Source organism: Williamsia sp. CHRR-6 (assembly GCF_018474015.1).
Lineage (GTDB): Bacteria > Actinomycetota > Actinomycetes > Mycobacteriales > Mycobacteriaceae > Williamsia_A.
In genome coordinates, this window is record NZ_JAHCSG010000003.1 from 138,629 (window position 1) to 163,337 (window position 24,709).

General features: G+C 66.8%; 24 protein-coding genes. 14 read left to right on the plus strand and 10 right to left on the minus strand.

Annotation, left to right across the window (positions count from 1 at the left end; translation table 11 throughout):
* Window position 1 precedes the first annotated feature (1 nt).
* The 5 genes from cas3 to groL form a co-directional block, all read right to left on the minus strand.
* Entirely contained in the window at window positions 2-2,770 is a 2,769-nt protein-coding gene (gene cas3, locus KIK15_RS09475) for a CRISPR-associated helicase Cas3' (RefSeq protein ID WP_214243976.1), read from the minus strand.
* A 394-nt stretch (window positions 2,771-3,164) separates the two neighbouring features.
* A complete protein-coding gene (locus tag KIK15_RS09480; RefSeq protein ID WP_214243977.1) occupies window positions 3,165-3,725 on the minus strand; it encodes a hypothetical protein in 561 nt (186 codons plus the stop codon).
* A gap of 50 nt (window positions 3,726-3,775) precedes the next feature.
* Complete coding sequence (locus KIK15_RS09485) at window positions 3,776-4,354, minus strand: hypothetical protein (RefSeq protein ID WP_214243978.1); 579 nt, start codon at window positions 4,352-4,354, stop codon at window positions 3,776-3,778.
* Window positions 4,355-4,377: 23 nt separating this feature from the next.
* Window positions 4,378-4,983, minus strand: a complete 606-nt coding sequence (locus KIK15_RS09490) for a hypothetical protein (protein WP_214243979.1) — start codon at window positions 4,981-4,983, stop codon at window positions 4,378-4,380.
* Window positions 4,984-5,576: 593 nt separating this feature from the next.
* Window positions 5,577-7,202: a chaperonin GroEL gene (groL, locus tag KIK15_RS09495; protein ID WP_214243980.1), complete on the minus strand. Its 1,626-nt coding sequence runs from the start codon at window positions 7,200-7,202 to the stop codon at window positions 5,577-5,579.
* Window positions 7,203-7,445: 243 nt separating this feature from the next.
* Between groL and KIK15_RS09500 the strand changes: the two genes are divergently transcribed.
* The 6 genes from KIK15_RS09500 to KIK15_RS18740 all read left to right on the plus strand — a co-directional run bounded on the left by KIK15_RS09500 (window position 7,446) and on the right by KIK15_RS18740 (window position 12,577).
* Window positions 7,446-8,075, plus strand: a complete 630-nt coding sequence (locus KIK15_RS09500) for a DUF4178 domain-containing protein (RefSeq protein ID WP_214243981.1) — start codon at window positions 7,446-7,448, stop codon at window positions 8,073-8,075.
* The gene (locus KIK15_RS09505; protein WP_214243982.1) at window positions 8,075-8,596 is read left to right on the plus strand and encodes a DUF2617 family protein; all 522 of its coding nucleotides are present in this window, start codon (window positions 8,075-8,077) and stop codon (window positions 8,594-8,596) included. The genes KIK15_RS09500 and KIK15_RS09505 overlap by 1 nt, the downstream gene beginning before the upstream one ends.
* Window positions 8,593-9,252 (plus strand): DUF4247 domain-containing protein, encoded by a 660-nt coding sequence (locus KIK15_RS09510; protein WP_214243983.1) that lies wholly within the window; start codon window positions 8,593-8,595, stop codon window positions 9,250-9,252. Before KIK15_RS09505 ends, KIK15_RS09510 begins: the two co-directional genes overlap by 4 nt.
* Window positions 9,253-9,295: 43 nt before the next feature.
* A complete protein-coding gene (locus tag KIK15_RS09515) occupies window positions 9,296-9,727 on the plus strand; it encodes a DUF350 domain-containing protein (RefSeq protein WP_214243984.1) in 432 nt (143 codons plus the stop codon).
* Window positions 9,724-11,313, plus strand: coding sequence for a polyamine aminopropyltransferase (locus KIK15_RS09520; RefSeq protein ID WP_214243985.1), 1,590 nt, complete (start codon window positions 9,724-9,726; stop codon window positions 11,311-11,313). The genes KIK15_RS09515 and KIK15_RS09520 overlap by 4 nt, the downstream gene beginning before the upstream one ends.
* Window positions 11,314-11,410: 97 nt before the next feature.
* Window positions 11,411-12,577: a DUF418 domain-containing protein gene (locus KIK15_RS18740; protein ID WP_214243986.1), complete on the plus strand. Its 1,167-nt coding sequence runs from the start codon at window positions 11,411-11,413 to the stop codon at window positions 12,575-12,577.
* A gap of 114 nt (window positions 12,578-12,691) precedes the next feature.
* Here the strand turns inward: KIK15_RS18740 and KIK15_RS09530 are convergent, their stop codons facing one another.
* Together KIK15_RS09530 and KIK15_RS09535 are read right to left on the minus strand one after the other, a co-directional pair.
* On the minus strand, window positions 12,692-13,615 hold the full coding sequence (locus KIK15_RS09530; protein ID WP_307851810.1) for a pirin family protein: 924 nt from the start codon (window positions 13,613-13,615) through the stop codon (window positions 12,692-12,694).
* The gene (locus KIK15_RS09535; protein WP_214243987.1) at window positions 13,612-14,187 is read right to left on the minus strand and encodes a TetR/AcrR family transcriptional regulator; all 576 of its coding nucleotides are present in this window, start codon (window positions 14,185-14,187) and stop codon (window positions 13,612-13,614) included. The genes KIK15_RS09530 and KIK15_RS09535 overlap by 4 nt, the downstream gene beginning before the upstream one ends.
* A gap of 94 nt (window positions 14,188-14,281) precedes the next feature.
* On the opposite strand from KIK15_RS09535, the gene KIK15_RS09540 reads away from it, so the two are divergent.
* The 4 genes from KIK15_RS09540 to KIK15_RS09555 all read left to right on the plus strand — a co-directional run bounded on the left by KIK15_RS09540 (window position 14,282) and on the right by KIK15_RS09555 (window position 18,494).
* Window positions 14,282-15,574 carry an MFS transporter gene (locus tag KIK15_RS09540; RefSeq protein ID WP_214243988.1) on the plus strand — a complete coding sequence of 431 codons (1,293 nt, stop codon included), beginning with the start codon at window positions 14,282-14,284 and terminating at the stop codon, window positions 15,572-15,574.
* A 7-nt stretch (window positions 15,575-15,581) separates the two neighbouring features.
* Window positions 15,582-16,754: an acyl-CoA dehydrogenase family protein gene (locus tag KIK15_RS09545; protein WP_214243990.1), complete on the plus strand. Its 1,173-nt coding sequence runs from the start codon at window positions 15,582-15,584 to the stop codon at window positions 16,752-16,754.
* 51 nt (window positions 16,755-16,805) lie between these two features.
* Window positions 16,806-17,930: an acyl-CoA dehydrogenase family protein gene (locus KIK15_RS09550; RefSeq protein WP_214243991.1), complete on the plus strand. Its 1,125-nt coding sequence runs from the start codon at window positions 16,806-16,808 to the stop codon at window positions 17,928-17,930.
* Window positions 17,931-18,032: 102 nt separating this feature from the next.
* Entirely contained in the window at window positions 18,033-18,494 is a 462-nt protein-coding gene (locus KIK15_RS09555; protein ID WP_214243992.1) for an SRPBCC family protein, read from the plus strand.
* A 38-nt stretch (window positions 18,495-18,532) separates the two neighbouring features.
* Here KIK15_RS09555 and KIK15_RS09560 read toward each other — a convergent pair whose 3' ends face one another.
* Together KIK15_RS09560 and KIK15_RS09565 are read right to left on the minus strand one after the other, a co-directional pair.
* The gene (locus KIK15_RS09560) at window positions 18,533-18,739 is read right to left on the minus strand and encodes a hypothetical protein (RefSeq protein WP_214243993.1); all 207 of its coding nucleotides are present in this window, start codon (window positions 18,737-18,739) and stop codon (window positions 18,533-18,535) included.
* Between the two features lie 115 nt (window positions 18,740-18,854).
* Window positions 18,855-19,661, minus strand: coding sequence for an HAD-IIA family hydrolase (locus tag KIK15_RS09565; protein ID WP_214243994.1), 807 nt, complete (start codon window positions 19,659-19,661; stop codon window positions 18,855-18,857).
* Window positions 19,662-19,707: 46 nt separating this feature from the next.
* Here KIK15_RS09565 and KIK15_RS09570 point away from each other — a divergent pair, with 46 nt between their 5' ends.
* From KIK15_RS09570 to KIK15_RS09585, 4 genes are all read left to right on the plus strand, one after another.
* Complete coding sequence (locus KIK15_RS09570) at window positions 19,708-21,063, plus strand: dipeptidase (RefSeq protein WP_214243995.1); 1,356 nt, start codon at window positions 19,708-19,710, stop codon at window positions 21,061-21,063.
* A complete protein-coding gene (gene glp, locus KIK15_RS09575) occupies window positions 21,060-22,376 on the plus strand; it encodes a gephyrin-like molybdotransferase Glp (protein WP_214243996.1) in 1,317 nt (438 codons plus the stop codon). The genes KIK15_RS09570 and glp overlap by 4 nt, the downstream gene beginning before the upstream one ends.
* Window positions 22,377-22,437: 61 nt before the next feature.
* Window positions 22,438-23,160, plus strand: a complete 723-nt coding sequence (locus KIK15_RS09580; RefSeq protein WP_214243997.1) for a phosphatidylserine decarboxylase — start codon at window positions 22,438-22,440, stop codon at window positions 23,158-23,160.
* Window positions 23,157-24,134, plus strand: a complete 978-nt coding sequence (locus tag KIK15_RS09585) for a phosphatidylcholine/phosphatidylserine synthase (RefSeq protein WP_214243998.1) — start codon at window positions 23,157-23,159, stop codon at window positions 24,132-24,134. The genes KIK15_RS09580 and KIK15_RS09585 overlap by 4 nt, the downstream gene beginning before the upstream one ends.
* A 29-nt stretch (window positions 24,135-24,163) precedes the next feature.
* Here the strand turns inward: KIK15_RS09585 and KIK15_RS09590 are convergent, their stop codons facing one another.
* Window positions 24,164-24,640, minus strand: coding sequence for a hypothetical protein (locus KIK15_RS09590; RefSeq protein WP_250324427.1), 477 nt, complete (start codon window positions 24,638-24,640; stop codon window positions 24,164-24,166).
* Between the last annotated feature and the right edge of the window lie 69 nt (window positions 24,641-24,709).

Here is a 24,709-nt window from a genome sequence, read left to right on the forward strand (position 1 = left end):
TCTACCCTCCTTTCGTTACGACGAGGCCTTCGAGGTCGTCGTATCTCAGCTCGAAATCACCGACAGTCGCTCGATTGTTCTCGTCGAGTTGGACGACGAGTTCTCCTGCTAGCCAACGGGATCCCTCCCATCCCGGATACATCTTCTGCTCCAATTCTTCGATGGTCTTGTCGATGACGGCCCGCTCACCAGGCCGGCCCGGGCTGCACATCTGCCGCGGTAGCGGGACGGATGAGTTCAGAATTCGACGCGCCTGGGCTGAGCTTGGCTCACTGAAGACCTCGATGCGTTCGCCGCCGCACTGCGGTAGGAGGTAGACCTCGTCGCCGACGCGACGGGTGATGAGCACCTCGATGCCTTCGTCGGAATCGCGGACGCGCGCGTATCCGCGCGGCGTGTCCGCGTCGACCACGTTCGCATCGAGCCAGTCGATGAGGACTGGCTCGAAGGACGGTCTCCTCAACGTCCACGTGCTGGCCCGCTCTCGCTGATTGCTTACCCTCCTCCCGTAGGCGGAATCCGCCAGCGTCATTTCCGTCTCCCAGCCCTCTGGTTTAGGGAATTCCGGGGCGTAGGCGGACTGGACGAGCACGGGGATGTCGGTCGGTAGCGCCAACGAGGTGCGGCCCTCAAGGACTGCTGCCGCACGCAAGAGCAGCGCAGCGCCGTACACGTTGGCGTGGCCGGCCCCGATGTCGGGTGGCGCCGCGGCCCAGTCGATGACACCCGTCAGAACAATTCGAGGTTTGCGCAGCGCCGGAGGGCGCTCCCGCTGGTGTCGGTGAAGGCGCCCCACGCGCTGAAACAGCAGATCTATGGGTGCGAGGTCGGTGACGAGGAGATCGAAATCGACGTCGAGGGACTGCTCGATGACCTGCGTAGCCACCACAATCAGGCGTTCGGGGCGATCGCCACCACGGCCAAGCCGGTCGACGAGGTGACGCTCGAGGTCGGCGCGGTGCTTCGCCACGAATCGCGAGTGCAAGAGCACGACGTCGTCGCCGAACTCCGAGCGAAGGACGCGTGCGCACTCTTGCGCTCGGCGCACAGTGTTGCGGACGACTGCCACGCAACCGCCTTCGGTCAGAGCCTCCTGGAGCAGGTGGACGAGTTCGTCGAACTCATCACCGATTCGCTCGATCGAGACCCTTGAACCGATGCCAGACGCGACAGGGGTCACCGTGCGCTGCGTCGACACTGTGGTGACGACGGGATATCCGATGTCACCGCTGATCTCGACACCATCCGACGATCCGATGCCGCGACCGCGCTCGTACGCCTTGACCAGTTGCGAGCGCTGTTCGCCTGGGAGAGTGGCGGACAGCATGATGACGGGAACACGGTAAGCACCCAGCCACTCGAGAACCTGGAGCAGGTACGTCCGCATGTAGTCGTCGGCGGCGTGAACCTCGTCGACGATGACGACCTTGTTCGCCAGCGCGAGGTGGCGCAGGACGACGTGCTTCGCCTTGAGACCGGCGAACAGGAGCTGATCAATGGTCCCGACGACGAAACTCGACAGCATCGATCGCTTACGTCCCTGAAACCATTGGTGCGCAATCACTTCCGCACGACAGTCATCTTGCGCAGCTTCGCGACCGTCCACCTCCACATGTGCGATGCCGCTGCGCGAACCCAGAGCACGAAAATCGTTGTTGAGATGGGCTTTCCCATGCGCGAGCCGCAAGGAGAGGGTGGACTCAGCAGCTTGATGCGTCAACCAGGTGCGCACCCGCGCGAACATGGCGTTCGACGTGGCCATCGTCGGGAGAGCGATCATCACTCCGCCAAGGCCGAACTTCGTCGCCAGGTGTTCCGCTGCGGCGAGCGCCGCCTCGGTCTTGCCAGAACCCATGGTCGCTTCCACCACGATGAGGCCGGGTTCGGTCATCGCGGTTGCGGCCTCGACGACCGCCGACTGCATGGCGTTTGGGACGGCGTCTGTGGGTAGCCCGAATCGCTGCCGGAGGAGGTCAGCGAGGTTGGCAGGCGGATCGGCCTGCCAAGGGGCAGGCAGGTCGAGTTTCTCCCATCCTGCGTCACCGCGTCCCTCGACGCTCCCCTCCCCTGACAGCGGGAAGAGGTCGGTGTTGCTGGCGATCCAGTCGGCCATGATGACGAACCCGGTCCACAAGATCTGCTGCTCAACGGTCAACGGGGTGAACGCCCAGACCGTGGCGAGAGCCTCGCGCGCTTCGATCCGGTCGACAACGTGGTCGATCAACTCCGCCCGTGCTCGCGCCCACGTCCCGGTTCCGTGGTGGCGTTCGTACTGCGAGACCGCCGACATGCCGACGACGGCGCGGGCCGGGGCGACCCCGTGGTGGCCCCCGACCACGCAGGCATATGACTGTGCGACATCTTGGGACGCACCGATATCGGTCAGATACGTCTGCACGGCAAGGAAACTCACTGCAGCATGCGGAACGACTCCGCGCCGAACGGACAGCGCCGGAAAGTCCAGCCCGGCGTCTCGCATCGGCCCGCACAACGCATCGACCTGCATGGCAAACGCAGGACTGAGTTTCCCGACGTCGTGCACCCCCGCGAGGAACTGAGCCAGTGCCCGGCCCTGCTCGGCCGACATCGATCCCGACAGCGTGCGTCTCGTCGCAGGTGGAAGCCAGTCATCCCACAGAAAACCCGCAACCTCGACAGTGTCTTCGGAATGGCGGACCAGAGAGAGCCACCCGTCGGAGTCCCGGTCGGACTTGGCCCACGCGGACAACACCTGACGACTCAACACCGCATCTCCTCCCGAACCGGACACCTTGCGTCACATTCAAGCGCGCAGCACTGACAATCACGCGGCAAGCAGGGGAGATGTAGTACGAACGAACGACATAGAGGATGCGGGGCAGACACTCCGCAGGCTCGCAGCCGCAACACCACGTGAGCTGCCTACACCGAACCCTGTTTGCGACCACTCGACGCGCTCAACCTGGCGGCGACCTGCGATGCCCCAGACCCGCGTGATGACCGATTTCTGCTGCTACGAATGCAGAGTGGCCGACGCTGCGCGCGGTGGCGTTCTGACCGTGGTCGCACCTGGGTGACGGTCCGGCAGCGGAGTCAACGAGCAGTCATGCCGCCGACCCCCGTGGGAGTCGGCGGCATGAACCGTCATGTCATGAGGTGTGGACCGCGGCCCTCACCTCGGTGCGTCAGAACGGCCAGTTGCGTGGGTAGGCGAACAGGTACCGGTCGGTGGCGGCACCCAGGTCGGGGGTGTCGGTCTTGTACGGACCCTCACGCGCCCCGTCGAAGTCACCGATCCACAACCAACACCGGCCCCAGGTCTGCAGCGAGCCGATTCCGAACAGGAAGCCGTTGCCGCCCCGCACTTTGATGGGGGTCCCGATGTCGTGGCTCTTCGAGCTGCACAGCCGGTCGCTGAGCGAGGTGATCGAATTGCCGGTGTAGTTGGGACCGTCGAACTGCACGCCCACCACCACCTCGCCGCCGCCGCCGGGAAAGACAACGTTGCTTCCAGCCAGGGGGTCGGACGCGATCGCAACGGCGGAGTTGTACGCGTTGCGCTGCACGTTGTACGCGGGATCGGACGGGTCGGTGGTCACCTTGCCGCCCGACGCCGCCGAGATGGCCTCGCGGAACGATCCGTAGCAGGTCTGCGTGCCGGTGTCGGCGTTGGCGACGCAGTGCTTGGTCGCGGCGTGCGCGACGTTGTCCTGCTGGAATCCCGCGACCACACCGAGCGCAAGCATCGATGCAATCGCAAATCGTGACATTTTCATCTGTTGTGTCTCCTCTGGTCTCAACCACACAGGCGCGCGCGGTCGCCGCCCATGGCTCGGCTCTGTGTGTAGATCACGTCCTGCCCATTGGCTCGGGGCGAGGTCACCTCCATGGTGAGGTAGTGAATGTAGTGTCCGTAAAACGGCTTCTCGAAATGAATCTCGTACGTTCCTCTGATGGTTTCCATCTGCTTGCCGAAGTAGATGTTTCCAACGGAATACGCCGGTACGCTGATGGCCGTGGTGTCGCTGACAGTCGACTGCTGATTCCACTCGTGCTGATACGTGACCTTGTAGCCGATCATGAACTCCTTAACCGCACCCGAGCTGAACTTGAACGAGTAGCCGAGTGAGTTCGAGGAGAAGGTGGTGTGGCTCCACCCGATCGAATTCGTCTGATTACGTCCCGTGCAGTTGTTGGAGGTTGCGACAGACGTGCTCGGCTGCACGCTCAGCCGTGGCGCACCGTCGGGGTGGAAGACGCAGTAGTCGGCCCAATCGCACGCGTCCAGCAGCTCGGTGTTGGTCGGCCCCGCAGCGTGGGCAACCCCGGTGGGTGCCACGATGCTGATACCGACGGCGCTGGCCGCGCCGATCACGGCGGCGAGAACCTTGCGCGCCCTCATCGCCGGCACCCGGACAGCTCGGCTGCAGTCATCTTGGCCGTGCGCGCCGTGGTCACCTCGGACTGGTCGTCGGCAGGACCAGTCATCGAGAAGGGCACGTAGTGCACGAATGAGCCGTCCACGCGGGACCCGAAGTACATCTCGTAGGTGCCGCTGACGGTCTGCATGGCCGGGCGTCGGGTGATCCAGCCCTTTTCACCAGCGCCGATCACCACACTGTTGGCGCGGGTGACGGTCGACGACGAACCCCAGCGGTGCCCGTAGGTGATCTCGGTTTCGGTCTTGAACACCGCCAACCAGCCGCCGGGAATACCGCCCTCGGTCGTCAGGATCACCGACAGGCCCACGCTGTTGCTCTCGCCTACGGTGTCGGTCCAGGTGATGGTCTTGGTAGACGTGCCGGGGCCGCAGTTGAACAACGTTCCGCCGACCTGGTGCTCAGCGCCGAGAAAGACGCGGGGAGCGCCGTCCCGGTGAAATGTGCACGAATCGGTCTTCTCGTTGCACAGCTCGATGAGGTCGCGATTACTGAGTGCACTGGCGGTTCCGGGTCCGGCGAGTGTTGCCACCGCCAGCGCGGCCCCGGTCAGGGCAATGGGCACACTGGCGCGACGAAAGCGATTCCGCCGGGATTTGCCCGAATTGGGGGATATAGCGATATTCGCATGGTGCGAATAGTTTCTCTCTGTTGTCATGCGCCGTACTTTCTCGGAACGAACGATGGGGAGGGGTTTTGCCGGGCCGGTGCGCTCAAGTTAGCACCGCAGGAGAATTACGCGAACACTTCGAACTTTTTGTTCACCCAACTCACGGAATTTGTTCCCGCCGCGCTCCACCGGCGTAGGTATTCCCACCCGATCAATTCGGTCGTTCGCGACAATTCGGCAATAAACGTGGCGTGGAACGCAGACATCAGCCCATTCCTCGCCGCGTGGTGCGCAGGCCCCGCCGCCTTCCAGACTGTCCTGGCACTCGGCGCGCCGTGGGCTGGCGCGGCAGGGGGCGGTGCGCACACCCGGGGTCCTGCCCCTTTGGCTACGCATGGCCAGCGGCGTCGCGGCCGGCCATCGACCCCATCCCGGGCGACAGCGTTCGCGACGGCCCAACTGACGCCGAAAGCCGGCCACCGCGAACGGTGACCGGCTTTCGGTTGTGTCTGATGAGTCAGACTGTCTGTCGAGTCAGACTGGGGGGATCAGAATCCCATCCCGCCCATCTCGTCGCCACCGGGCATGGCCGGGGCCGGGTTCTTCTCCGGCTTGTCGGCGACGACGGCCTCGGTGGTGAGGAACAGAGCCGCGATCGAGGCTGCGTTCTGCAGCGCCGAGCGGGTCACCTTCACCGGGTCGTTGATGCCGGCGGCCAGCAGGTCCTCGTACACACCGGTGGCGGCGTTGAGGCCGGTTCCGATGGGCGAGTTGCGGACCTTGTCGGCGACCACGCCGGGCTCGAGGCCCGCGTTGAACGCGATCTGCTTGGCCGGGGCCTCCAGCGCGACGCGCACGATGTTGGCACCGGTGGCCTCGTCACCCTCGAGGGTGAGCGCATCGATGGCCGCCTCGGACTGCAGCAGGGCCACGCCACCACCGGCGACGATGCCCTCTTCGACCGCAGCCTTGGCGTTGCGCACAGCATCCTCGATGCGGTGCTTGCGCTCCTTGAGCTCCACCTCGGTGGCCGCGCCCGCCTTGATGACGGCCACGCCACCGGCCAGCTTGGCCAGGCGCTCCTGCAGCTTCTCGCGGTCGTAGTCGGAATCGCTGTTCTCGATCTCGCCGCGGATCTGGGCCACACGACCGGCGATGGCGTCGGAGTCACCGGCACCCTCGACGATGGTGGTCTCGTCCTTGGTCACGACCACCTTGCGGGCGGTGCCGAGCAGCGCGACGTCGGCGCTCTCCAGCGACAGACCGACCTCTTCGCTGATGACCTCGCCACCGGTGAGAATGGCGATGTCGGCCAGCATGGCCTTACGGCGGTCACCGAAGCCGGGAGCCTTGACGGCAACCGACTTGAAGGTGCCACGGATCTTGTTGACCACCAGGGTCGACAGGGCTTCACCTTCGACGTCCTCGGCGATGATCAGCAGCGGCTTACCGGCCTGGATGACCTTCTCCAGCAGCGGCAGCAGGTCCTTGACGGTGGAGACCTTGCCCGAGACCAGCAGGATGTAGGGGTCCTCGAGGACCGCTTCCTGACGATCGGCGTCGGTGACGAAGTAGCCCGAGATGTAGCCCTTGTCGAAGCGCATACCCTCGGTCAGCTCCAGCTGAAGGCCGAAGGTGTTGGACTCCTCGACCGTGATGACGCCTTCCTTGCCGACCTTGTCCATGGCCTCGGCGATCAGCTCACCGATGGACGGGTCGCCGGCGGAGATGCCTGCGGTCTGGGCGATCTGCTCTTTGGTCTCGACCTCTTTGGCGCTCTTGAGCAGCGACTCGGTGACGGCCTCGACGGCCTTCTCGATGCCGCGCTTGAGGCCCAGCGGGTTGGCGCCGGCCGCGACGTTGCGCAGGCCCTCACGCACGAGCGCCTGGGCGAGCACGGTGGCGGTGGTGGTGCCGTCGCCGGCGACGTCGTCGGTCTTCTTGGCGACTTCCTTGACCAGCTCGGCGCCGATCTTCTCGTACGGGTCCTCCAGCTCGATCTCCTTGGCGATGGACACGCCATCGTTGGTGATCGTGGGAGCGCCCCACTTCTTCTCGAGCACGACGTTGCGACCCTTGGGTCCCAACGTCACCTTGACAGCATCCGCGAGGCTGTTGAGGCCCCGCTCGAGGCCGCGACGGGCCTCTTCGTCGAACGCGATTTGCTTGGCCATTGCGAAGTGATCCTCCGATAGGGGGTGACACTGAAGTTCATGGCCGGACTCGGTGCCCGCGACGGACGACCGGGGTGTCAGTTAGGACCCGATCTCACCGTCCCGACCTGGCACTCCCGGTTCGAGAGTGCCAACAGCATTTTTAGCACTCGCCTGGGGTGAGTGCAAGGTCGTGGGGTTGGCACCGGCAATCTGTACGACTGCCTGCACGCGGGCCGGTCCGTCCGAGTACCGTCTGCGCTCGTGAACGCCTTGCTGATCATCATCGTCGCGGTACTGCTCATCGCCCTGGTCTTCCTGCTGTTCCGGGTGCTGGGCAACAAAAAGGAGGACAAGGAGGCAGCGCTGCGCGATCGCGCCTACGCGCCGCGCGACCCGTTCTCCACCGCCGACGACGACGCAGTGCGCGGCAACCCGCGCACCCTCAAGCCCGGCGACCTCGTGGAGATCCGAGGTCAGAGCTACTTCGTGCGTGGCACGTTGATGTTGGAACAAAGCGGCTTTCGCTGGACCGAGAACTTCCTCGACACCGGAGTGGGCGTCAAGGGTTGGATCTCGGTGGAAGAGGACCCCGATTTGGAGGTGGTCCTGTGGTCGGAACTGCAAGGAGTGACCATCACCCCAGGCGCCCCCACCATCGAACTGGAGGGCCGCTCATACCGCTTCGACGAATCCGGTAACGCCCGGTTCACCTCGATGGGAACCACCGGTTTGACCACCGGTGTGATGGCGTATCAGGACTATGAGGCCGGCAACGACCGACTCTCGTTCGAAGACTACGGATCTGGCTGGGAATGCGCTCGCGGGCAGGTCCTGAGCCGAGCCGAGTACCGCATCTTCCCGGCCGGCAGCACACCCGAGGGCAGCGTCTGATGCTGGCCCACCTCGACATCCCGTTCGTCGACACCGACCCCCGCCGCCTTGCGCTGAGCCTGGACACCGGGCAACTGCCCGCACTCTCCCAGCTCACAGCACAGCTCGGTGGGATGACGGTGACCCTGGCGTTGCTCGGCGCCAGCCACCAGGTGCGTGTCAGCACCGCCGACACCGCGCACGTGCTGACCGAAACCCTGGCCTGCCTGCCGGGCCGCGAGCCCTATCTCCCTGCCCGGCAGGATCATTCGCAGCACAGTTTCATCTCCCGGGTGGACACCCACGACGGGCGCGGTTTCGCCGAGGCGGTCGCGCGGATCCTCTCCGACGCCTCCGACGCACCCCACGGGATCGTGGGTCACTACCCGGGCAGACCCGATGCGGTAACCGCCGTGATCGCCGAGGCCACCGACGCCGGGATCGCCTGGGACAGCTGGCACACCTACCCCCAACACCACCAGATCGTGGTCACCCGAAGCCAATTCACCATCGCGCCAGACTTCACGGGAGGCAACCGATGACCACGCCACCCCCGTTCCCACCACCGCCGAACAATCCACCCCCGTTCCCACCCCCGCCGAACAACCCACCCCCGTTCCCACCACCACCGAACAACCCACCCCCGTTCCCACCCCCGCCACTCCCCCCACCACCGCCTGGCCCGCCACCCGGCGGCGGGTTCGACGGGACCGACGGATCGGATGACGACCGTGCACGGCGGCTGAAGAAGATCCGAAACCTGATCATCATCGCCATCACCCTGGTGGCCGTTGTCGCGCTTGCCTTCTCGTGTTCCCGCTCGTCGTCGGGTAGCGACGCGCGCGCCTACATCTCCAAGAACTACAGCCGCGCGTCGTCGCTGGATGCTCCCGGCATCACCGCCTACACCACCGGCAAGTCCACCAGCTCGGTACTCAAGGCGGTACGAAAAGCCGAGCGGCCCATCGATTCGCGCCGCGCCTCATCGGCGGGGCAGACTGGCGACTTCCTGCAGTACAACCGCTACATCGTGGCCGTCTTCCCCCGGGGCAGCGGCAGCCAGGTGACCATCAGCCGCGATTACGACAGTGGCTACCGCCACTACAACTCGTATGTGGGCGGGTTCTGGGTGTCGCGGCCCAACTTCTCATCCACCGGTTCAGATTTCCGCGGCGGCGGCAGCGGTACCGGTAAATAGCTCTGCCTCAACCTTTTTCACTCGACTTCGACAGGAGCACATCATGGTCGACCTGGACAACCTCGCCGAGAACGCCCGCGACGCAGCCGCCTACGGCGCGCTGGGGCTGGTATTGATGATCATCGGTTTCGCCGCCGTAGACGCCGTGACGCCCGGCAATCTGCGCAAGCAGGTGTGGGAGGACCGCAGCCGCAACGCATCCACCTTGGTCGCCTCCAGCCTTCTCACCGTCGCGGTGATCATCGTGGCGTCCATCCGAGCCAGCGAAGGGAACCTGGCCACCGGGCTGATCTACACCCTGGTGTACTCGCTGATCGGGATCGTGTTGATGGCGCTGTCCTTCTACATCGTCGACCTGCTCACCCCCGGTGATCTGGGCGCGACGTTGATGGCCGACGAGGGACACCCGGCCGTGTGGGTCACCTCGGCGATGCACCTGGGCTTCGGGTTCGTGATCGCCGCCGCCATCCTGTGACCGACGTTTCCACCCCGGTCGACTCACCGCCATCAGAGCCGGCGGCGGCGGCCACCCGACCGCGCTGGGCGCGCACCGCACTGCTGGCGGTGGTGTTCATCTGCGCCGCATGCGGTTTGGTGTACGAGCTGGCGCTGGTCACCCTGGGTTCATACCTGATCGGCAACACAGCCACCCAGGCATCCATCGTGTTGGCGGTGATGGTGTTCGCCATGGGCATCGGGTCGCTGGCCGCCAAACCCCTGCAGCGCCACGCCACCATGGCGTTCGCGCTCATCGAGCTGCTGCTGGCAGCGATCGGTGGGCTGTCGGTGCTGCTGCTCTACGGCGCGTTCGCCTACCTCGAGCTCTACACGCCGGGCCTGGTGGTGGTGGCGTTCGTGCTGGGCGTACTGATCGGCGCCGAGATCCCGCTGTTGATGGTTCTGCTGCAGCGCATTCGGGCCCAGTCACCTGGTTCTGCGGTGGCCGACATGTTCGCCGCCGACTACATCGGTGCGCTGCTGGGTGGGCTGGCGTTCCCATTCCTGCTGTTGCCGTTGCTCGGTCAGATCCGGGGGGCCATCGCGGTCGGGATCGTCAACGCTGTGGCCGGGGTGTTCCTGGTGTTCGTGCTGTTCGGTCACGAGTTGCGCCGCCGCGAGCAGGTCGGGTTCGGGTTGGGCGCCATCGTCGTGATCAGCCTGCTCCTGGGGGCGTTTGCCTACTCCACCACCTTCGAGACGACTGCGCGCCAAGCGCTCTACCGCGACCCGATCGTCTACTCCCGCCAAACGCCGTATCAGGACATCGTCATCACCCAGCGCACCCTGCCGGGCCTGGGTCCCGACACGCGGCTCTACCTCAACGGAGACCTGCAGTTCTCGTCCATCGACGAGTACCGCTACCACGAGGCGCTGGTGCATCCGGTGCTCGCCGGCCCGCACCGACGGGTACTCATCCTCGGCGGTGGCGACGGCCTGGCGATGCGAGAGGTGTTGCGCTACAACGATGTCGACTCGGCCACGTTGGTGGAGCTGGATCCGACGATGGTGCAACTGGCGCGCACCGACCATCGGCTGCGGGCGCTGAACAAGAACTCGATGAACGATCGGCGGGCGCGGGTGATCGCCGCAGATGCGTTCGCCTGGCTGCGCAACAACGGTGAGCAGTTCGACGCGATCATCGTCGACATGCCCGATCCGGACGAAACGGCCACCGCCAAGCTGTATTCCGCAGAGTTCTACACGTTGGTTCGGGCCCATCTCGCGCCCGGCGCGCGGATGGTGGTGCAGTCCGGATCGCCGTATTTCGCACCAAAGTCGTACTGGTGCATCGATGCAACGCTGCAGGCCGCCGGCCTGCGCACCATGCCGTATCACGTGGATGTTCCAAGCTTTGGCGATTGGGGCTTCTTCCTCGCCGCCACCGACTCCTCCCCCGCGTTGCGACTGGCTGCGCCGCCCGGCTTGCGGTTCCTCAGCGCCACCGAGTTGGCCTCGGCCGCAACCTTTCCCCTCGACCGCGGCTACCGATCGATGCCGGTGTCGACGCTGATGAATCCGCGTATCCTGCAGTACCAGCAGTCGGAGTGGGCCGCCTACTGATCTGGGTACCGGTCCCGACCTGGATCTCATCCCTTCGGCGCATCGGTTCCACCTTTCACCGGTTCTGTCCCACAGCGGTCGCCGTCACAGTGAACGGGTGACTCGCACCGATCCCGCCACCGCCGCCACCACAGCGCCATCCACTCGGCTGCCGACGCTGGACGTGTTGCGCGGCCTGGCCATCCTGGGCACGCTGGCCTCCAACATATGGTTCTTCACCATCTCGGTGGGATCCACATTTCCCACCAGCCGCTGGGATGTCGAGAGTCTCGTCACCTGGCTGCCCAACGGCAAGTTCCTGGCACTGTTGACTATCCTCTTCGGGGTCGGGATCACCATCCAGCAGCAGGCGGCGCGACAGGCCGAACGCGCCTGGCCCGGAACGTATCTGGTGCGGTGCGTGATCCTGTTCCTCGACGGACTGATCAACTACTACTTCGTCATCACCTTCGATGTGCTGCGGGTGTATGCCGTGGTCGCGTTCGTGGTGGCGTTTCTGGTGTTGTTCAGCGATCGGCTGCAGTGGTTGTGGCTCAGCGTGTTCGCCGGGGTCCACGGCTGGTATCTGTGGCATGTGGCCACCACTCCGGCCGTTCGCGAGGCACCGGCGCCCGAGATCGGCTACGCCCCGGTCGATTCCGGCCCGGTGGGTCCACCGTCATGGCTCGACACGGTGCGACTCAATCTCCGCGATTTCCACTGGGGCTTCGACATCACCACAGAGTTCCAGACGCTGCCCTTCTTCGTCGCGGCGCTGTTCCTGCTGGGTGGGCTGCTTTATCGGCGCGGGATCTTCGAACCTCGCGGCCGGGTGCTGCGTTATTGGTCGATGGCCGTGGGGTTCGGCGTCTGTCTGCCCGCCGATTTCGTGGTGGCCATCGTGCTGGGCGAGGGGTGGAGCCCGTTTGGCCGATACGGGTTCGCCGCCGGGGTGGCGTTGGCCCTGCTCGCGACTATCGCCGAGGTCCATCTGCGCACTCGTCGCGTGGGCCGTGTGGGCCGGGCCTTGGCGCTGGTGGGCCGGATGGCCCTGAGTTGCTATCTGCTGCAGAACATCCTGGCCCTGATCGCAGAACAGACTTTCCTACGCTCGCAGATGTTCTTCTACGCCAACCGTTTGGTCACCACCGTGTCGCTGTGGGCGGGTATCTGCGTGATCCTCATCGCCTTCTGCGCGGTGTGGCTGCGCTTTTTCGACCGCGGTCCGATGGAACAGATCTGGCGGTGGGCGTTTCGGGCCATCACGACTCGTCGATCCGCCTGACACTCACGGCACGCTCGACGCCTCATGTCGGCACGATCGACGCCTCGTTTCGGCACGCTCGACGCCATATTTCGGCACGCTCGACGCCATATTTCGGCACGGTCGACGGGTGGGTCAGGGGTGGTGGCGGGGTCGCAGACGGGTACCGGGCAGGGTGGGTGCGGGAATCCAAGCACGTTCACCCACATATCCGTTGACCGTCCCGAACCGCTCGGTGCGGTCCTGCCACTGAGCTCGATACTCGACGATCTCCTCGTGGGTGCGGCCGATGAAGTTCCACCACATGATGATCGGTTCAGCGAACGGGGTGCCACCGAGCAACAGGCACCGCAACGGCGTACTCCCCGTGTTGGCGATCGACACCGCTGTGGCCCCAACACCCTGATACGCCAGATCGCCTGCGCTGAGCATCGTTTCGCCGATCGTCGCCGCACCCTTGTCGACCAGCACGCCGTGTTCGAAGCCCGGGTCCACCGGCAGGCTGACCGTGGCCTGCGGGTCGATGACGACCTCGGCCCCCAGCAGCGGGGTGACGGTGGGTACCGGCGACACCGACCCGGCCAACTCACCCAGGAACACCCGCAGCGATGCCCCGCGCACCGACACCGGTTGTGGGACATGATGATCGAACCGGCGCGGGCCGTTGCGCACCGCATCGGGCAGCGCCAGCCACAGCTGCGCCCCATGCAGGATGGTGGTCGTGCCCGTGGACACCTCAGAGTGGCAGATGCCTGCGCCCGCCGTCATCAGGTTCAGCTCCCCCGGACGCACCATCGCGTGCACGCCATCGCTGTCGCGGTGTTCGATCTCCCCGGCGAACAACCAACTCACGGTGGCCAGCCCGGTATGCGGGTGCGGGGCCACATCCATCCCCGCCGAGACCGAGACATCCTGCGGCCCATAGTGATCGATGAAACACCAGGCGCCGATCAGCGACCGGTGTCGCTGCGGCAGGGTGCGCCGCACCAGCATGGCGCGCGGCCCACCCAACGGCACCTCACGCGCGGTCAACACCTCCACCGCAGGCTGGGTGTTCACGCGCGCACCGGGGCCAGCGCCATCACGTCGGACACCAGACGTCGCACCACCTCGTCGTTCACCGGCAACCCGAACAACACCCGGTGATACAGCGGCGCCATCGCGTGATCGAGTACCTGGTCCACCGTCGGCCCCGACTCACCGCGCTCGGCGGCCCGCGAGAGCATCGACTGCACCTGCTCGGCCCGCTCGTCGAAACAGATGTTGCGGTCGGGGGCCCCGTCGCGGGCACCCACCACCGCGCGTAGGTAGGTGGTGCGTTCGGGGCGGGTGATGTCGGCGGCGATGGCCCGCGCCCACTGCTGGAGATCACCGCGCAGGCCGCCGGTGTCGGGCAGCGCGGCCCCACCGGTGAGAGCAGCGACCGCCACCTCACCCAGCAGCACGTCGATGGTGCCCCAGCGGCGGTAGATGCTGGTCGGGTTCACGCCGGCACGCTCGGCCACCTGCGGGATGGTCATCGAATAGCGGTGACCCTCACTGACCAGTGCGCCCACTGCCGCGTGGACATCGGATTGCACCCGGGCGCTGCGCCCACCGGGGCGGGCTGCGCGACGTCGCTCAGCAGTCATGCCGACGATTATTGCAAACGCTATGGCTTTTAGATGCTGGCGTTTGCTAACCTTTCTTAAAGCAAAGGGGTTTGCTTTCTGACCAGGAGGACGTGTGAACCGCATCCGGCTGACCCGCACGACCGCCTTCTGGTCGGTGGCTGGCACGTCGACCGTCGCGCTGCTCGCCTCGGCCGCGCCGTCTCCGCTATACCCGGTCTACCAGCGGGTATTCGGATTCTCCGCGCTCACCCTCACCGCCATCTTCGCCGTCTATGTGCTGGCGTTGGTGGGCACGCTGCTCACCGTCGGATCGATCTCCGACCAAGTTGGTCGCCGTCCCGTGCTCGCAGTGTCCATCGTGTTGCTGATCGCCAGCATGGCCCTGTTTCTCACCGCCGACGGTGTCACCTCACTGCTGGCGGCCCGGTTCCTGCAGGGGATCGCCACGGGCGCACTCACCGGCACCATCAGCGCCTACATGGTCGACCTGGCACCCACCCCACGTCTGGGCGGACTGGTGAGCACCGCCAGCCCGCCGCTGGGTCTGGCCCTGGGGGGCGTGGTGTCCGGCGCCCTGGTGCAATACGCGCCGCACCCGCGTCAACTGATCTTCGTGCTGCTGATCATCACCCTGGCCGCACTGCTCGCACTGGTCTGCGTGCTCGAAGAATCCGCACCGTCACAGGGGTTCTCGTCACGACGGCACTTCTGGCAGACGGTCGCGCCACGGGCCGCGGTACCAGCCTCGGTCCGGACGGTCTTCTGGGTGGGGCTGCCGATCCTGGCCGCCACCTGGTCGCTGGCCGGACTGTATCTGTCGCTCGGTTCCTCGGTGGTGGCACGGCTTCTCGGCGTCACCAACCACGCCACCGCAGGTGCGGTGATCGGCGCCTTCTTCGGTGCCGCCGCGATCTGCGCCACCATTTCGTCGCTGTGCACCCGATCGTCGGACACCGCCGCCGGACTGCGTCGACTGATCGGCTTCAGCGCGCTGGGTGTGGGGGTGTGTCTCAGCCTGCTCGGCACCGAGACCTCCTCGACCGCTTTGTATCTGGCCGGATCGGTGGTGGCCGGGGCCGGTTTCGGGGTCAGCATGCACCTGGTGATGTCGGGGCTGGCCGAGACCGCCGATCCCGCCGAACGTGGCCGCGTGTTCGCGGCCGTCTACGCCGTCAGCTACATCGCATTCAGCGTGCCCGCCGTGGTGGCGGGTTACCTGACCATCCACGTGGGACTCCGCGAGACCACGCTCGGCTATGGCATCTTCGTCATCGCCCTGGTCGCACTCGCGGCAGTCCTCACCATCCGACAGAGGATTCGTCTGCATCGAGTTGATCCACTCGCAGCCGCAGACGACGCCTTCTACGCAGGGCTGGCTGCGGGCCCGATCACACCGAGGGTATAGATGGGTTATGCACATATCACTGAGCGTCGACGAAGCCGCTTTCCGTGACGACATCCGGAAAATCCTGACGACGAAGATTCCCAAGGATCTTCGCGAGCGATACGCCGCGGGGGCGATGAACTACCCCGACGACCAGATCACCGCCCACAAGATCCTGCATGAGGAGGGTTTGGCCGTCACCAACTGGCCGGTGGAGTGGGGCGGCAAGGACTGGACCCCCGTGCAACGCCAGATCTTCACCGACCAGCTGGCATTGAACAACGTGCCCGACCCGCTGGCCTTCAACTCCTCGATGGTGGGCCCGGTGATCGCCGAGTTCGGTTCTCAGGAACTGAAAGAACGCTTCCTGCCGGCCACCGCCGCGCTGGACATCTGGTGGTGCCAGGGATTCTCCGAGCCCGAGGCCGGCTCCGACCTCGCGTCGCTGAAGACCCGCGCGGTGCGCGACGGCGACCACTACATCGTCAACGGCCAGAAGACCTGGACCACGTTGGCCCAGTTCGCCGACTGGATCTTCGCCCTTGTGCGCACCGACCCCGACGTCAAGAAGCAGGCCGGTATCGGCTTCTTGCTCATCGACATGAAGTCCGAGGGCATCAGTCGCCGCGGCATCCAGCTGATCGACGGCAGCTACGAGGTCAACGAGGTCTTCTTCGACAACGTTCGCGTGCCCGTGGAGAACATGGTCGGCGACGAGAAGAACGGCTGGACCATGGCCAAGTACCTACTGGGCAACGAGCGCAGCGGCGTGGCCCGCACCTCGTGGACCAAGACCGTGGTGGCCCGCGCCAAGGAGATCGCCGCAGGCATCCCGACGGTCGACGGCACCCTCTTGGACGACCCGGACTACTCGCGTCGCTTCGTGCAACTCGAAAACGACCTGCTGGCACTGGAACTCACCGCGCTGCGATCGGTAGCGGCGTCGCAGGAAGGCAAGCCCAGCCCCGTCTCGTCGGTGCTCAAGCTGCGCGGCAGCCAGCTGCAGCAGGCCGCCACCGAACTGCTCGCCGACATCGCCGGAACCGACGCCCTGCCCACCGACGCCGGCGACTCGATCGCCTCGCCGGAGTGGGCGCAACGCGCACTGCCCCGCTACCTCAACACCCGCAAGGTGTCGATCTACGGCGGCTCGTCGGAGGTCCAGCGCGGCATCATCGCATCGTCCATCCTCGGCCTGTAGTTCCTCGGTCGATCTCACACCTGCTTGTGATCTCATAATTGGAGTACCCCAATGGATTTCGAACTGACCGAAGAGCAGACGCTGCTGCGCGACACCGCGCGTGACGTACTGACCAAGGCCTACGACGTGGAGAAGTTGCGCGACGTGGCCGCCACCGACGACGGCTTCAACCGACAGGTGTGGCAGTCGCTGGCCGAGATCGGGCTGCTGGGCCTGCCGTTCGCCGAGGCCGACGGCGGCGCCGGGGCCGGCCCGGCGGAGACGTCGGTGGTGATGACCGAGATCGGTCGCGCCCAGGCACCCGAGCCCTACCTCAACGCCGTGTTGGCACCCGGCACCGCGATCGCGGCCAGCACCGACGACGCGCTGCGGGCGCAGGTGCTCGGTGCGGTGGCCGAGGGCGACCTGCTGTTGGCCTACGCCCACCACGAGCCCGGCGACCGGTGGCCGCGGGCGGCCATCGCCGCCACCGCAACGGTTTCCGGCGACGGTCACACCATCACCGGCGTCAAGAACCCGGTGCTGGCGGGCAACACTGCAGACAAGTTCGTGGTCACCGCCCGCCTCGACGGGGCACCGGCGCTGTTCCTCGTCGACGCCGACGCCGCCGGTCTCACCCGGACTCCGTATCGCACCAACGATCGTCGTCGCGGCGCACAGCTGGCGCTGGACGCCACCCCGGCCCGGCTGATCCCGGTCGCCGACGCCGAGCAGGTCATCGCCCACGTGGAAGCTGTCACCCAGGTGGCGCTGTGCGCCGAGGCCGTGGGTGCGCTGGAGACAGCATTGGCGCAGACCACCGATTACCTCAAGCAGCGCAAGCAGTTCGGGGTGCCGCTCAAGACCTTCCAGACGCTGACCCATCGCGCCGCCGACATGTACGTGGAGGTGGAGTTGGCTCGCAGCCTCAGCCTGTACGCCACGTTGCGCTTGGCCGAGGGCGCCGCCGACGCGGCCACCCTGTCGCAGGCCAAGGTGCAGATCGCGCAGTCGTCGCGGCTGGTGGGTCAGGAAGCCATCCAGTTGCACGGCGGGATCGGCCTGACCGCCGAGTACCCGGTGGGTCACGTGGTGAGCCGCCTGTCGGCCATCTCCAAGACCCTGGGCGGCGCCGACGAACATCTGCGGTCGTTGACCAAGTCGGTGGCCGATCACGACATGCTCACCCTGATCTGACCCACACCCACCCCGTTCGCGCTCCACTTGTTGACTTGCGCTCCAGGTATGTCTGGAGCAAACGGCAAAAGGTGGAGCGCGAACGTGTGTCATGCTGACCGCATGGCTACTCCCCTGCTGGAAGCATCGACCGACATCAACGCCGGCCCCGCCCAGGTGTGGGCGATCATCTCCGACCTCAAGCGGATGGGCGAGTGGAGCCCCCAGTGCCGCAAGGTGATCGTGGTGGGCGGCGAGGTGAAACAGGGTGCTCGCACCATCAACGTCAACCGACGTGGACTGCTCACTTGGCCCACCACGGCCACGGTGGTCACGTTTGCCCCCGAGAAGGCAATAGCGTTCCGCATCACCGAGAACCGCACGGTGTGGAGCTACGAGATCACCCCGACCCCCACCGGCGTGCGTCTGACCGAACGCCGCGAGGCCGCCGGGGGCAAGACCACCGCACTGTCGTCGTTCCTGGTGTCAAAAGCGCTCGGCGGCAACGACTCCTTCGAGGCAGAACTCCAGGAGGGCATGCGCGAGACGCTGGTCAAGATCAAGGCCGCCGCCGAGAAGAGCTGACCGCTGCGCTCCCCCACCGACTCGCGCTGGCGGGGGCGTCACTCGGCCAGCTTGGCCACCGCCTGAGCCCACAGAAAGTACTTGTTGGTGCCCAGGTCCTTGACCGTCGTGATGTTGAAAGTCTCCTTGAGCAGCTCCGCATGACGTGGGCTCAGTCCCTGCAACGCGTCCACCGGCGCACCGGCCAGCTCGTCGATCGGCTTGTCCTCGAATGCCTTGTCGAACTTGTCCTTGAATCCGGCCATCTGACACTCCCTCGTCCCTGTCCGCCCCCAACAGGCCGACACGTGCGAATCACCTTACGAGCGAATATCGGGGGGACGCCGGGGTTCTGGTGAACTCGCGGCGACAACCAGTCCATCATGCGCTGGTCATCAACCGATCCATCAACGCAGGCAGGTCGACGATGGAGTCGATGATGTGATCGGGGACGGGCGCGAACTCGTCGGATTCCAACGCCGCCAACGTTTCGGTGCGAAACTTGCCGGTACGCACCAAGACTCCGACCAACGCCGAGGCCTGCGCACCCAACACGTCGCTGTGCAGGTCATCGCCGACCATCACCACCGATGTCGGATCGAGGCCCAGCATGTCGACCGCCGCCCGAAACCCCCACGGCGACGGCTTGCCGATGGCCCGGATCGTGCGTCCCGCAGCCTTTTCCAGACCCTCCAGGTACACGCCGGTGTCGATGCGGATGCCCTCGGTCGTCGACCACGTCATGGACCGATGCATCGCGATCACCGGCACCCCGGCCACCATCAGCTCGAACACCCGCGACAACGCGTCATGGGAGAACTCCGGCCCGGCCCCGCCGAGCACCACCACGTCAGGCGTCACCCGCGCATCGGTGACCACCTCCACCCCCGACATGTCCTCGACGACCGGGCCACGGTTGAGCACCCACACCGTCGCGCCGGGATGTTGCGCGCGCAAGTACTCGGCCGTGAGCCGGGCCGCCGAGAAGATCTCGTCCGGCGCCACCGCGAACCCCAGCTCGGTGAGCACCTCGGCCAACTGCGTACGCGACTTGGAGGTGGTGTTGGTGAGGAACATCCGCGGGATGGCCCGTTGCGCCAACTGCTCGACAGCCTGCACCGCACCGGGGATGGGACGCCACGAGGTGACCAGCACCCCGTCGATGTCCAGCAGCAACCCCGAAACCATAATCACCGAATCTAGTCGGTTCGCCCAGCTCTGGCATGCTGGCGACATGGCCGCTCCAACGACACTCCCCGCCCGCGTCACCGCCCTGATGGACCGCGCCCGCACCGACCTGACCGCCGCGGTGGCCTTCGCCTCGGTGCAGGAGGACCCTGCCCGCGCCGAGGCGAGCCGTGCATCGGCCGACTGGGTGGCCGACCGGTTGCACGAGTTGCACCTGCAGCCACAGACCATCACCACCTCCGACGGCAGCCACTCCGTCATCGGCCACCGCCCCGGCCCACCCGGATCACCCACCGTGCTGCTCTACAGCCACCACGACGTTCAGCCCGCAGGTGAGCAGACCCAGTGGCACTCAGATCCGTTCACCCTCACCGAACGTGACGGCCGCTGGTATGGGCGCGGCGCCGCCGACTGCAAGGGCAACCTGGTGGCCCACCTCACGGCACTGCGAGCCATCGGATTCGAGTCACCTGACACCGAGATCGGTTGCGGCGTAAGGGTGGTCATCGAGGGGTCCGAGGAAAGTGGCGGGCAGGGCCTAGACGACCTGACCCGCGAGCGTCCCGAACTCTTCACTGCCGACATGATCCTCATCGGCGACACCGGCAACGTGGCCGTCGGGCGCCCCACCCTGACCACCAGCCTGCGCGGGGTGGCAAATGTGAAGATCACCGTCTCCACCCTGGCCTCGGGTGTGCACTCCGGGCAGTTCGGCGGCGCCGCCCCCGACGCGTTGGCGGCCCTGATCGCGGCGCTGGCCACGCTGCGCGACGCGGCGGGCAACACCACCGTCGACGGACTCGACACCGACCAGACCTGGGCCGGCGCACCCTATGATCCGGCCGTGTTTGCCTCGGACGCAACGGTTCTCGACGGAGTACAGGTGATCGGGTCAGGGACCCCCGCCGACATGGTGTGGGCCCGACCGGCAGTGACCGTGATCGCGTTGGACGCCCCGCGCAGCGACTCGGCCGCCGCAGCCGTGACACCACAGGCCAGCGCGGTGTTGAACCTGCGCGTGCCGCCCGGGATGGACCCGACCAACGCGCGCGACGCGCTCGCGGCGCACCTGCGTCGCGCGGTGCCGTGGGGCGCGCACGTCGACATCCAACCCGAGGCCACCGGCGCGCCGTTCTTCGCCGACACCACCGGCCCCGGCTACCGCAGCCTGACCGCCGCCCTGCACCAGGCCTACGGCACCGAGGTGGTCCACTCCGGGCAGGGCGGCTCCATCCCGCTGTGCACCGTGTTGCAAGAACTCAACCCGCAGGCCGAGATCGCGCTGCTGGGCGTGGAGGAGCCGCGGTGCCGTATCCATGCCCCCGACGAGAGCGTCGACCCGGCCGAGCTGGAACGTACGGCACTGGCCGAGGCGTTGTTCCTCAGCGATTTCGGCCGATGAGCGCCCACCGACACACCCACGCCGGTCCCGGTTTTCGGTCGGTCGACGACCACATCGCCACCGTCGCAGCATTGTTCGGTCCGCCGCGAGTGATAACGGTCCCGATCGCTGATGCGCTGGGTCGCGCCCTGGCCATCGATGTCATTGCTGCCGTTGCGCTTCCGGGTTTCGACAACTCGGCCATGGATGGCTACGCGGTGCGATCGGTCGACGTGGTGCAGGCAACCGCGGCCACGTCGGTGAGACTGCCTGTGGCCCAAGACATCCCGGCGGGCCGCACCGATGTGCTGACCCTGCTGCCCGGCACCGCGCACCGCATCATGACCGGCGCGCCGCTGCCCCTTGGCGCCGACGCGGTGGTCCCGGTGGAGGCCACCGACGCGGGCACCGACACCGTGACGATCAGGGAATCGGTTCCGGCCGGGGCCAGTGTGCGCCGGGCCGGATCAGACATCGAGGTCGGCGAGCCGGCTCTGCCCGCAGGCACCGTGGTGACCCCACCGGCCATCGGACTGCTGGCCGCTCTCGGTCACGCACAGGTGGAGGTGATCGCGCCGCTGCACGCGGTGGTGCTCTCCACCGGCTCCGAACTGGTGGCCCCGGGACAACCGTTGGCGCACGGGCAGATCCACGAATCCAACGGCGCCATGCTGTGCGCGGCGCTGCAGTCGGCCGGCGCGATGGCCAGCCTGGTGCATTTCGTGCCCGACGACGTCGAGCAGTTCCGTACGCGACTGGACGCGATCATCGACGGCCACGCCGCGAGCACCCCCGTCGACCTGATCATCACCTCCGGCGGGGTGAGTGCCGGCGCCTACGAGGTGGTCAAGGACGCCCTGACCGGACACGGCGTGGACTTCGTGAAGGTGGCCATGCAGCCGGGCAAACCGCAGGGAAGCGGCCACTACACCACCGTGTCGGGAACATCGCTGCCCATCGTCACGCTGCCGGGTAACCCGGTGAGCGCGCAGGTGTCGTTCGAGGTCTTCGTGCGCGGCCCGCTGCGCGCGACGATGGGTCTGCCGGCGCGGCGTCGGCGCACCCTCGCGACACTCACCGACGCACTGCACTCGCCCGCAGGCACTCGGCAGTTCCGCCGTGGGGTCCTTCGCGCCGGCCCCGCGAACCCGGGCCGCCCCGGCCAGCACAGCGACCCCGACAACCACACCGCCACCGTGGTGCCCATCGGACCGCCGTCCTCGCATCACCTGCGGTATCTGGCCTCGTCGAACGCCTTGATCGACATCCCGGCCGACGTCGTCGACCTTGCCGCAGGCGACGAGGTCGAGGTCATCGTGCTCGACCAACCCTGAACCCACTATCCTGGGCGCTGCGGCGACCGCGCCGCGCGGACGGGGTGGAGAGGCAGATCACGTGGCGAGACGGCCCAGTACCGGCGAGGACGGGGTGGTGACCGAGGCCAGCGGTCTCGCGCACCTGGTCGACCTGATCAAACACACGGTGCCGCCCATCCACCCGGCCGGCATCCCGTTCGTGGCCGGACCGGCGGTGGTGGCCCTCGTGGCCGGACGTCGGCGCTGGATCCGCACCCCGGCGCTGCTGGTGGCCGCCGCCTCGGCCACCTTCTTCCGGCACCCCACGCGTGTACCCCCGGTGGCCACCGGCGTGGTGGTCGCGGCCGCCGACGGTGAGATAGCCCTGGTCGACACCGCAGTACCGCCGACCGATCTCGGTCTCGGCGACGCACCGCTGCCGCGCGTCTCCACCTTCCTGTCGGTGTTCGACGTCCACGTGCAGCGGGCGCCGGTGACCGGTCACGTCGAGTCGGTGGTCCACACTCCCGGCGCCTTCCTCTCCGCCGACCTCCCCGAGGCCAGCAGCCGTAACGAGCGCACCAGCATGCGGCTGCGCACCACGAACGACCAGCAGGTGGGCGTCGTGCAGATCGCCGGCCTCATCGCGCGACGCATCGTGTGCGACGCCGCGGTCGGCGACACGCTCACCGTCGGTGAGACCTACGGTCTGATCCGCTTCGGCTCACGGGTCGACATCTATCTGCCCGCCGGCAGCATCCCGGCGGTGGCGGTCGGTCAGCGCGCGGTGGGCGCCGAGACCATCCTGGCCACCCTGCCGTGATCGACCCCGCCACCGCGCCGGCCCGAACCGCGCGACGCCGACGCCGACGCGCCGGGGAGGCCGGTACCCCCAGGCGGCGCCGATCCATCCGACAGTCGGTGGCCGACAGTCGGCCCCGCGTCACCGACATAGCCGGAATCCGGCTACTGCTGCCCTCGGCGTTGACCATCCTGGCGATCTGCGCAGGACTCTCGGCGGCGAAGTTCGCTCTCGACGGACGGGTGGACCTGTCGGTGGCGATGATCGCCGCGGCCGCCCTGCTCGACGGCATCGACGGCCGCGTGGCCCGGCTGCTGGGTGCCACCACGCGCATCGGAGCCGAACTCGACTCGCTGGCCGACGCCATCAACTTCGGGGTGTCACCGGCGTTGACGATCTACCTGCTGCTGCTCCGCGGCGAGGACCTCGGCTGGGTGCTGGCCCTGATCTTCGTGTGCGCCATCGTGTTACGGCTCGCGCGTTTCAACACGCTGCTCGACGACGACACCGCCCCGAGCTACACCCGCGACTATTTCGTGGGGGTGCCCGCGCCTGCGGCCGCACTGATCGCGATGCTACCGGTGGCCGCCGAGCAACAGTTCGGTATGGGTTGGTGGACGTCGGTGTGGACGGTGGGAGTGTGGCTGCTGGTGTCGGCGGCGCTGGCGGTCAGTCGCATCCCGACTGCGTCGCTGAAGACCTTCGCCATCCCGCCGCGCCTGGTGGCGGGGCTGCTGATCGTCGTCGCGGTGTGCGCAGCACTACTGGTCACCTATCCGTACGTGCTGATGATCGCGTTGATCGTGGCCTACCTGATCCACATCCCGTTCGCGTGGCGAGCCCAGCGCTGGGTGGCCGCACGGCCCGACGCCTGGGACACCCCACCGCGGCAGCGCCGGGCCGAACGCCGGGCGATGCGCGCGGGGGTGCGCAAACGTCCGCGTAAATCCGAAGCGCGACTGGGACTTCGACGCCCCGGGCGATCGAGCCGCTAGGGGCCCGCAGCCCCGCAACGTGGCATCTGTCAGTTGACAGCGACCTGGTAGAACACCGAGTTGGGGCCGCCTGCGGCACCGGGCACACTGCCCACCTGCACCGTGTAGGTCTTGCCTTCCTTTTTACCCATCAGGATCACCACCTGATCACCGCCGACGGCGGTCTTCTGCTGCTGGGTGTAGCCGGCGTCGGTCAGCGTCTTGACGGCCGAATCGAGTGCCGCGGCAACGGTGGCCGTCGCCTGCACGGTCAGATTCCAGCCCTCGGCTGCGGTGCCGCCGGCCGAGAGCACGGTGCCGCGTAGCACCGGGACACGCTCGGCCGGGAAATCCTTGGGCAGCGGCACCCCGACCCCGCTGGACGACGGGGACGCCGACGACGACGACGAGTCCGAACCGCAACCTGCGAGCAGCCCCATCGCGCACAACGCGACCACAACCACTGCCATCACCGTTGCGGTGCGATGGCGCTCGCCGTGGGTCGTGGGTCCCGGGTGCACAGCCATGGTCGTCGTCGTTCCTCTCAGCGATGTGGGTGACGCCCGGCGGCGTCTGCGGATTCCCCGCCGCGAACC

What these genes read in the sequence shown, in the direction of transcription:
- KIK15_RS09515 (WP_214243984.1), top strand. Translation starts at nt 9,296, where the DNA reads ATGGTCGACCTGGACAACCTCGCCGAGAACGCCCGCGACGCAGCCGCC.
- KIK15_RS09565 (WP_214243994.1), bottom strand. Translation starts at nt 19,661, where the DNA reads ATGGTTTCGGGGTTGCTGCTGGACATCGACGGGGTGCTGGTCACCTCG.
- KIK15_RS09505 (WP_214243982.1), top strand. Translation starts at nt 8,075, where the DNA reads ATGCTGGCCCACCTCGACATCCCGTTCGTCGACACCGACCCCCGCCGC.
- KIK15_RS09480 (WP_214243977.1), bottom strand. Translation starts at nt 3,725, where the DNA reads ATGCTTGCGCTCGGTGTGGTCGCGGGATTCCAGCAGGACAACGTCGCG.
- KIK15_RS09535 (WP_214243987.1), bottom strand. Translation starts at nt 14,187, where the DNA reads ATGACTGCTGAGCGACGTCGCGCAGCCCGCCCCGGTGGGCGCAGCGCC.
- KIK15_RS09550 (WP_214243991.1), top strand. Translation starts at nt 16,806, where the DNA reads ATGGATTTCGAACTGACCGAAGAGCAGACGCTGCTGCGCGACACCGCG.
- glp (WP_214243996.1), top strand. Translation starts at nt 21,060, where the DNA reads ATGAGCGCCCACCGACACACCCACGCCGGTCCCGGTTTTCGGTCGGTC.
- KIK15_RS09590 (WP_250324427.1), bottom strand. Translation starts at nt 24,640, where the DNA reads ATGGCTGTGCACCCGGGACCCACGACCCACGGCGAGCGCCATCGCACC.
- KIK15_RS09510 (WP_214243983.1), top strand. Translation starts at nt 8,593, where the DNA reads ATGACCACGCCACCCCCGTTCCCACCACCGCCGAACAATCCACCCCCG.
- groL (WP_214243980.1), bottom strand. Translation starts at nt 7,202, where the DNA reads ATGGCCAAGCAAATCGCGTTCGACGAAGAGGCCCGTCGCGGCCTCGAG.
- KIK15_RS09570 (WP_214243995.1), top strand. Translation starts at nt 19,708, where the DNA reads ATGGCCGCTCCAACGACACTCCCCGCCCGCGTCACCGCCCTGATGGAC.
- KIK15_RS09560 (WP_214243993.1), bottom strand. Translation starts at nt 18,739, where the DNA reads ATGGCCGGATTCAAGGACAAGTTCGACAAGGCATTCGAGGACAAGCCG.
- KIK15_RS09545 (WP_214243990.1), top strand. Translation starts at nt 15,582, where the DNA reads ATGCACATATCACTGAGCGTCGACGAAGCCGCTTTCCGTGACGACATC.
- KIK15_RS09555 (WP_214243992.1), top strand. Translation starts at nt 18,033, where the DNA reads ATGGCTACTCCCCTGCTGGAAGCATCGACCGACATCAACGCCGGCCCC.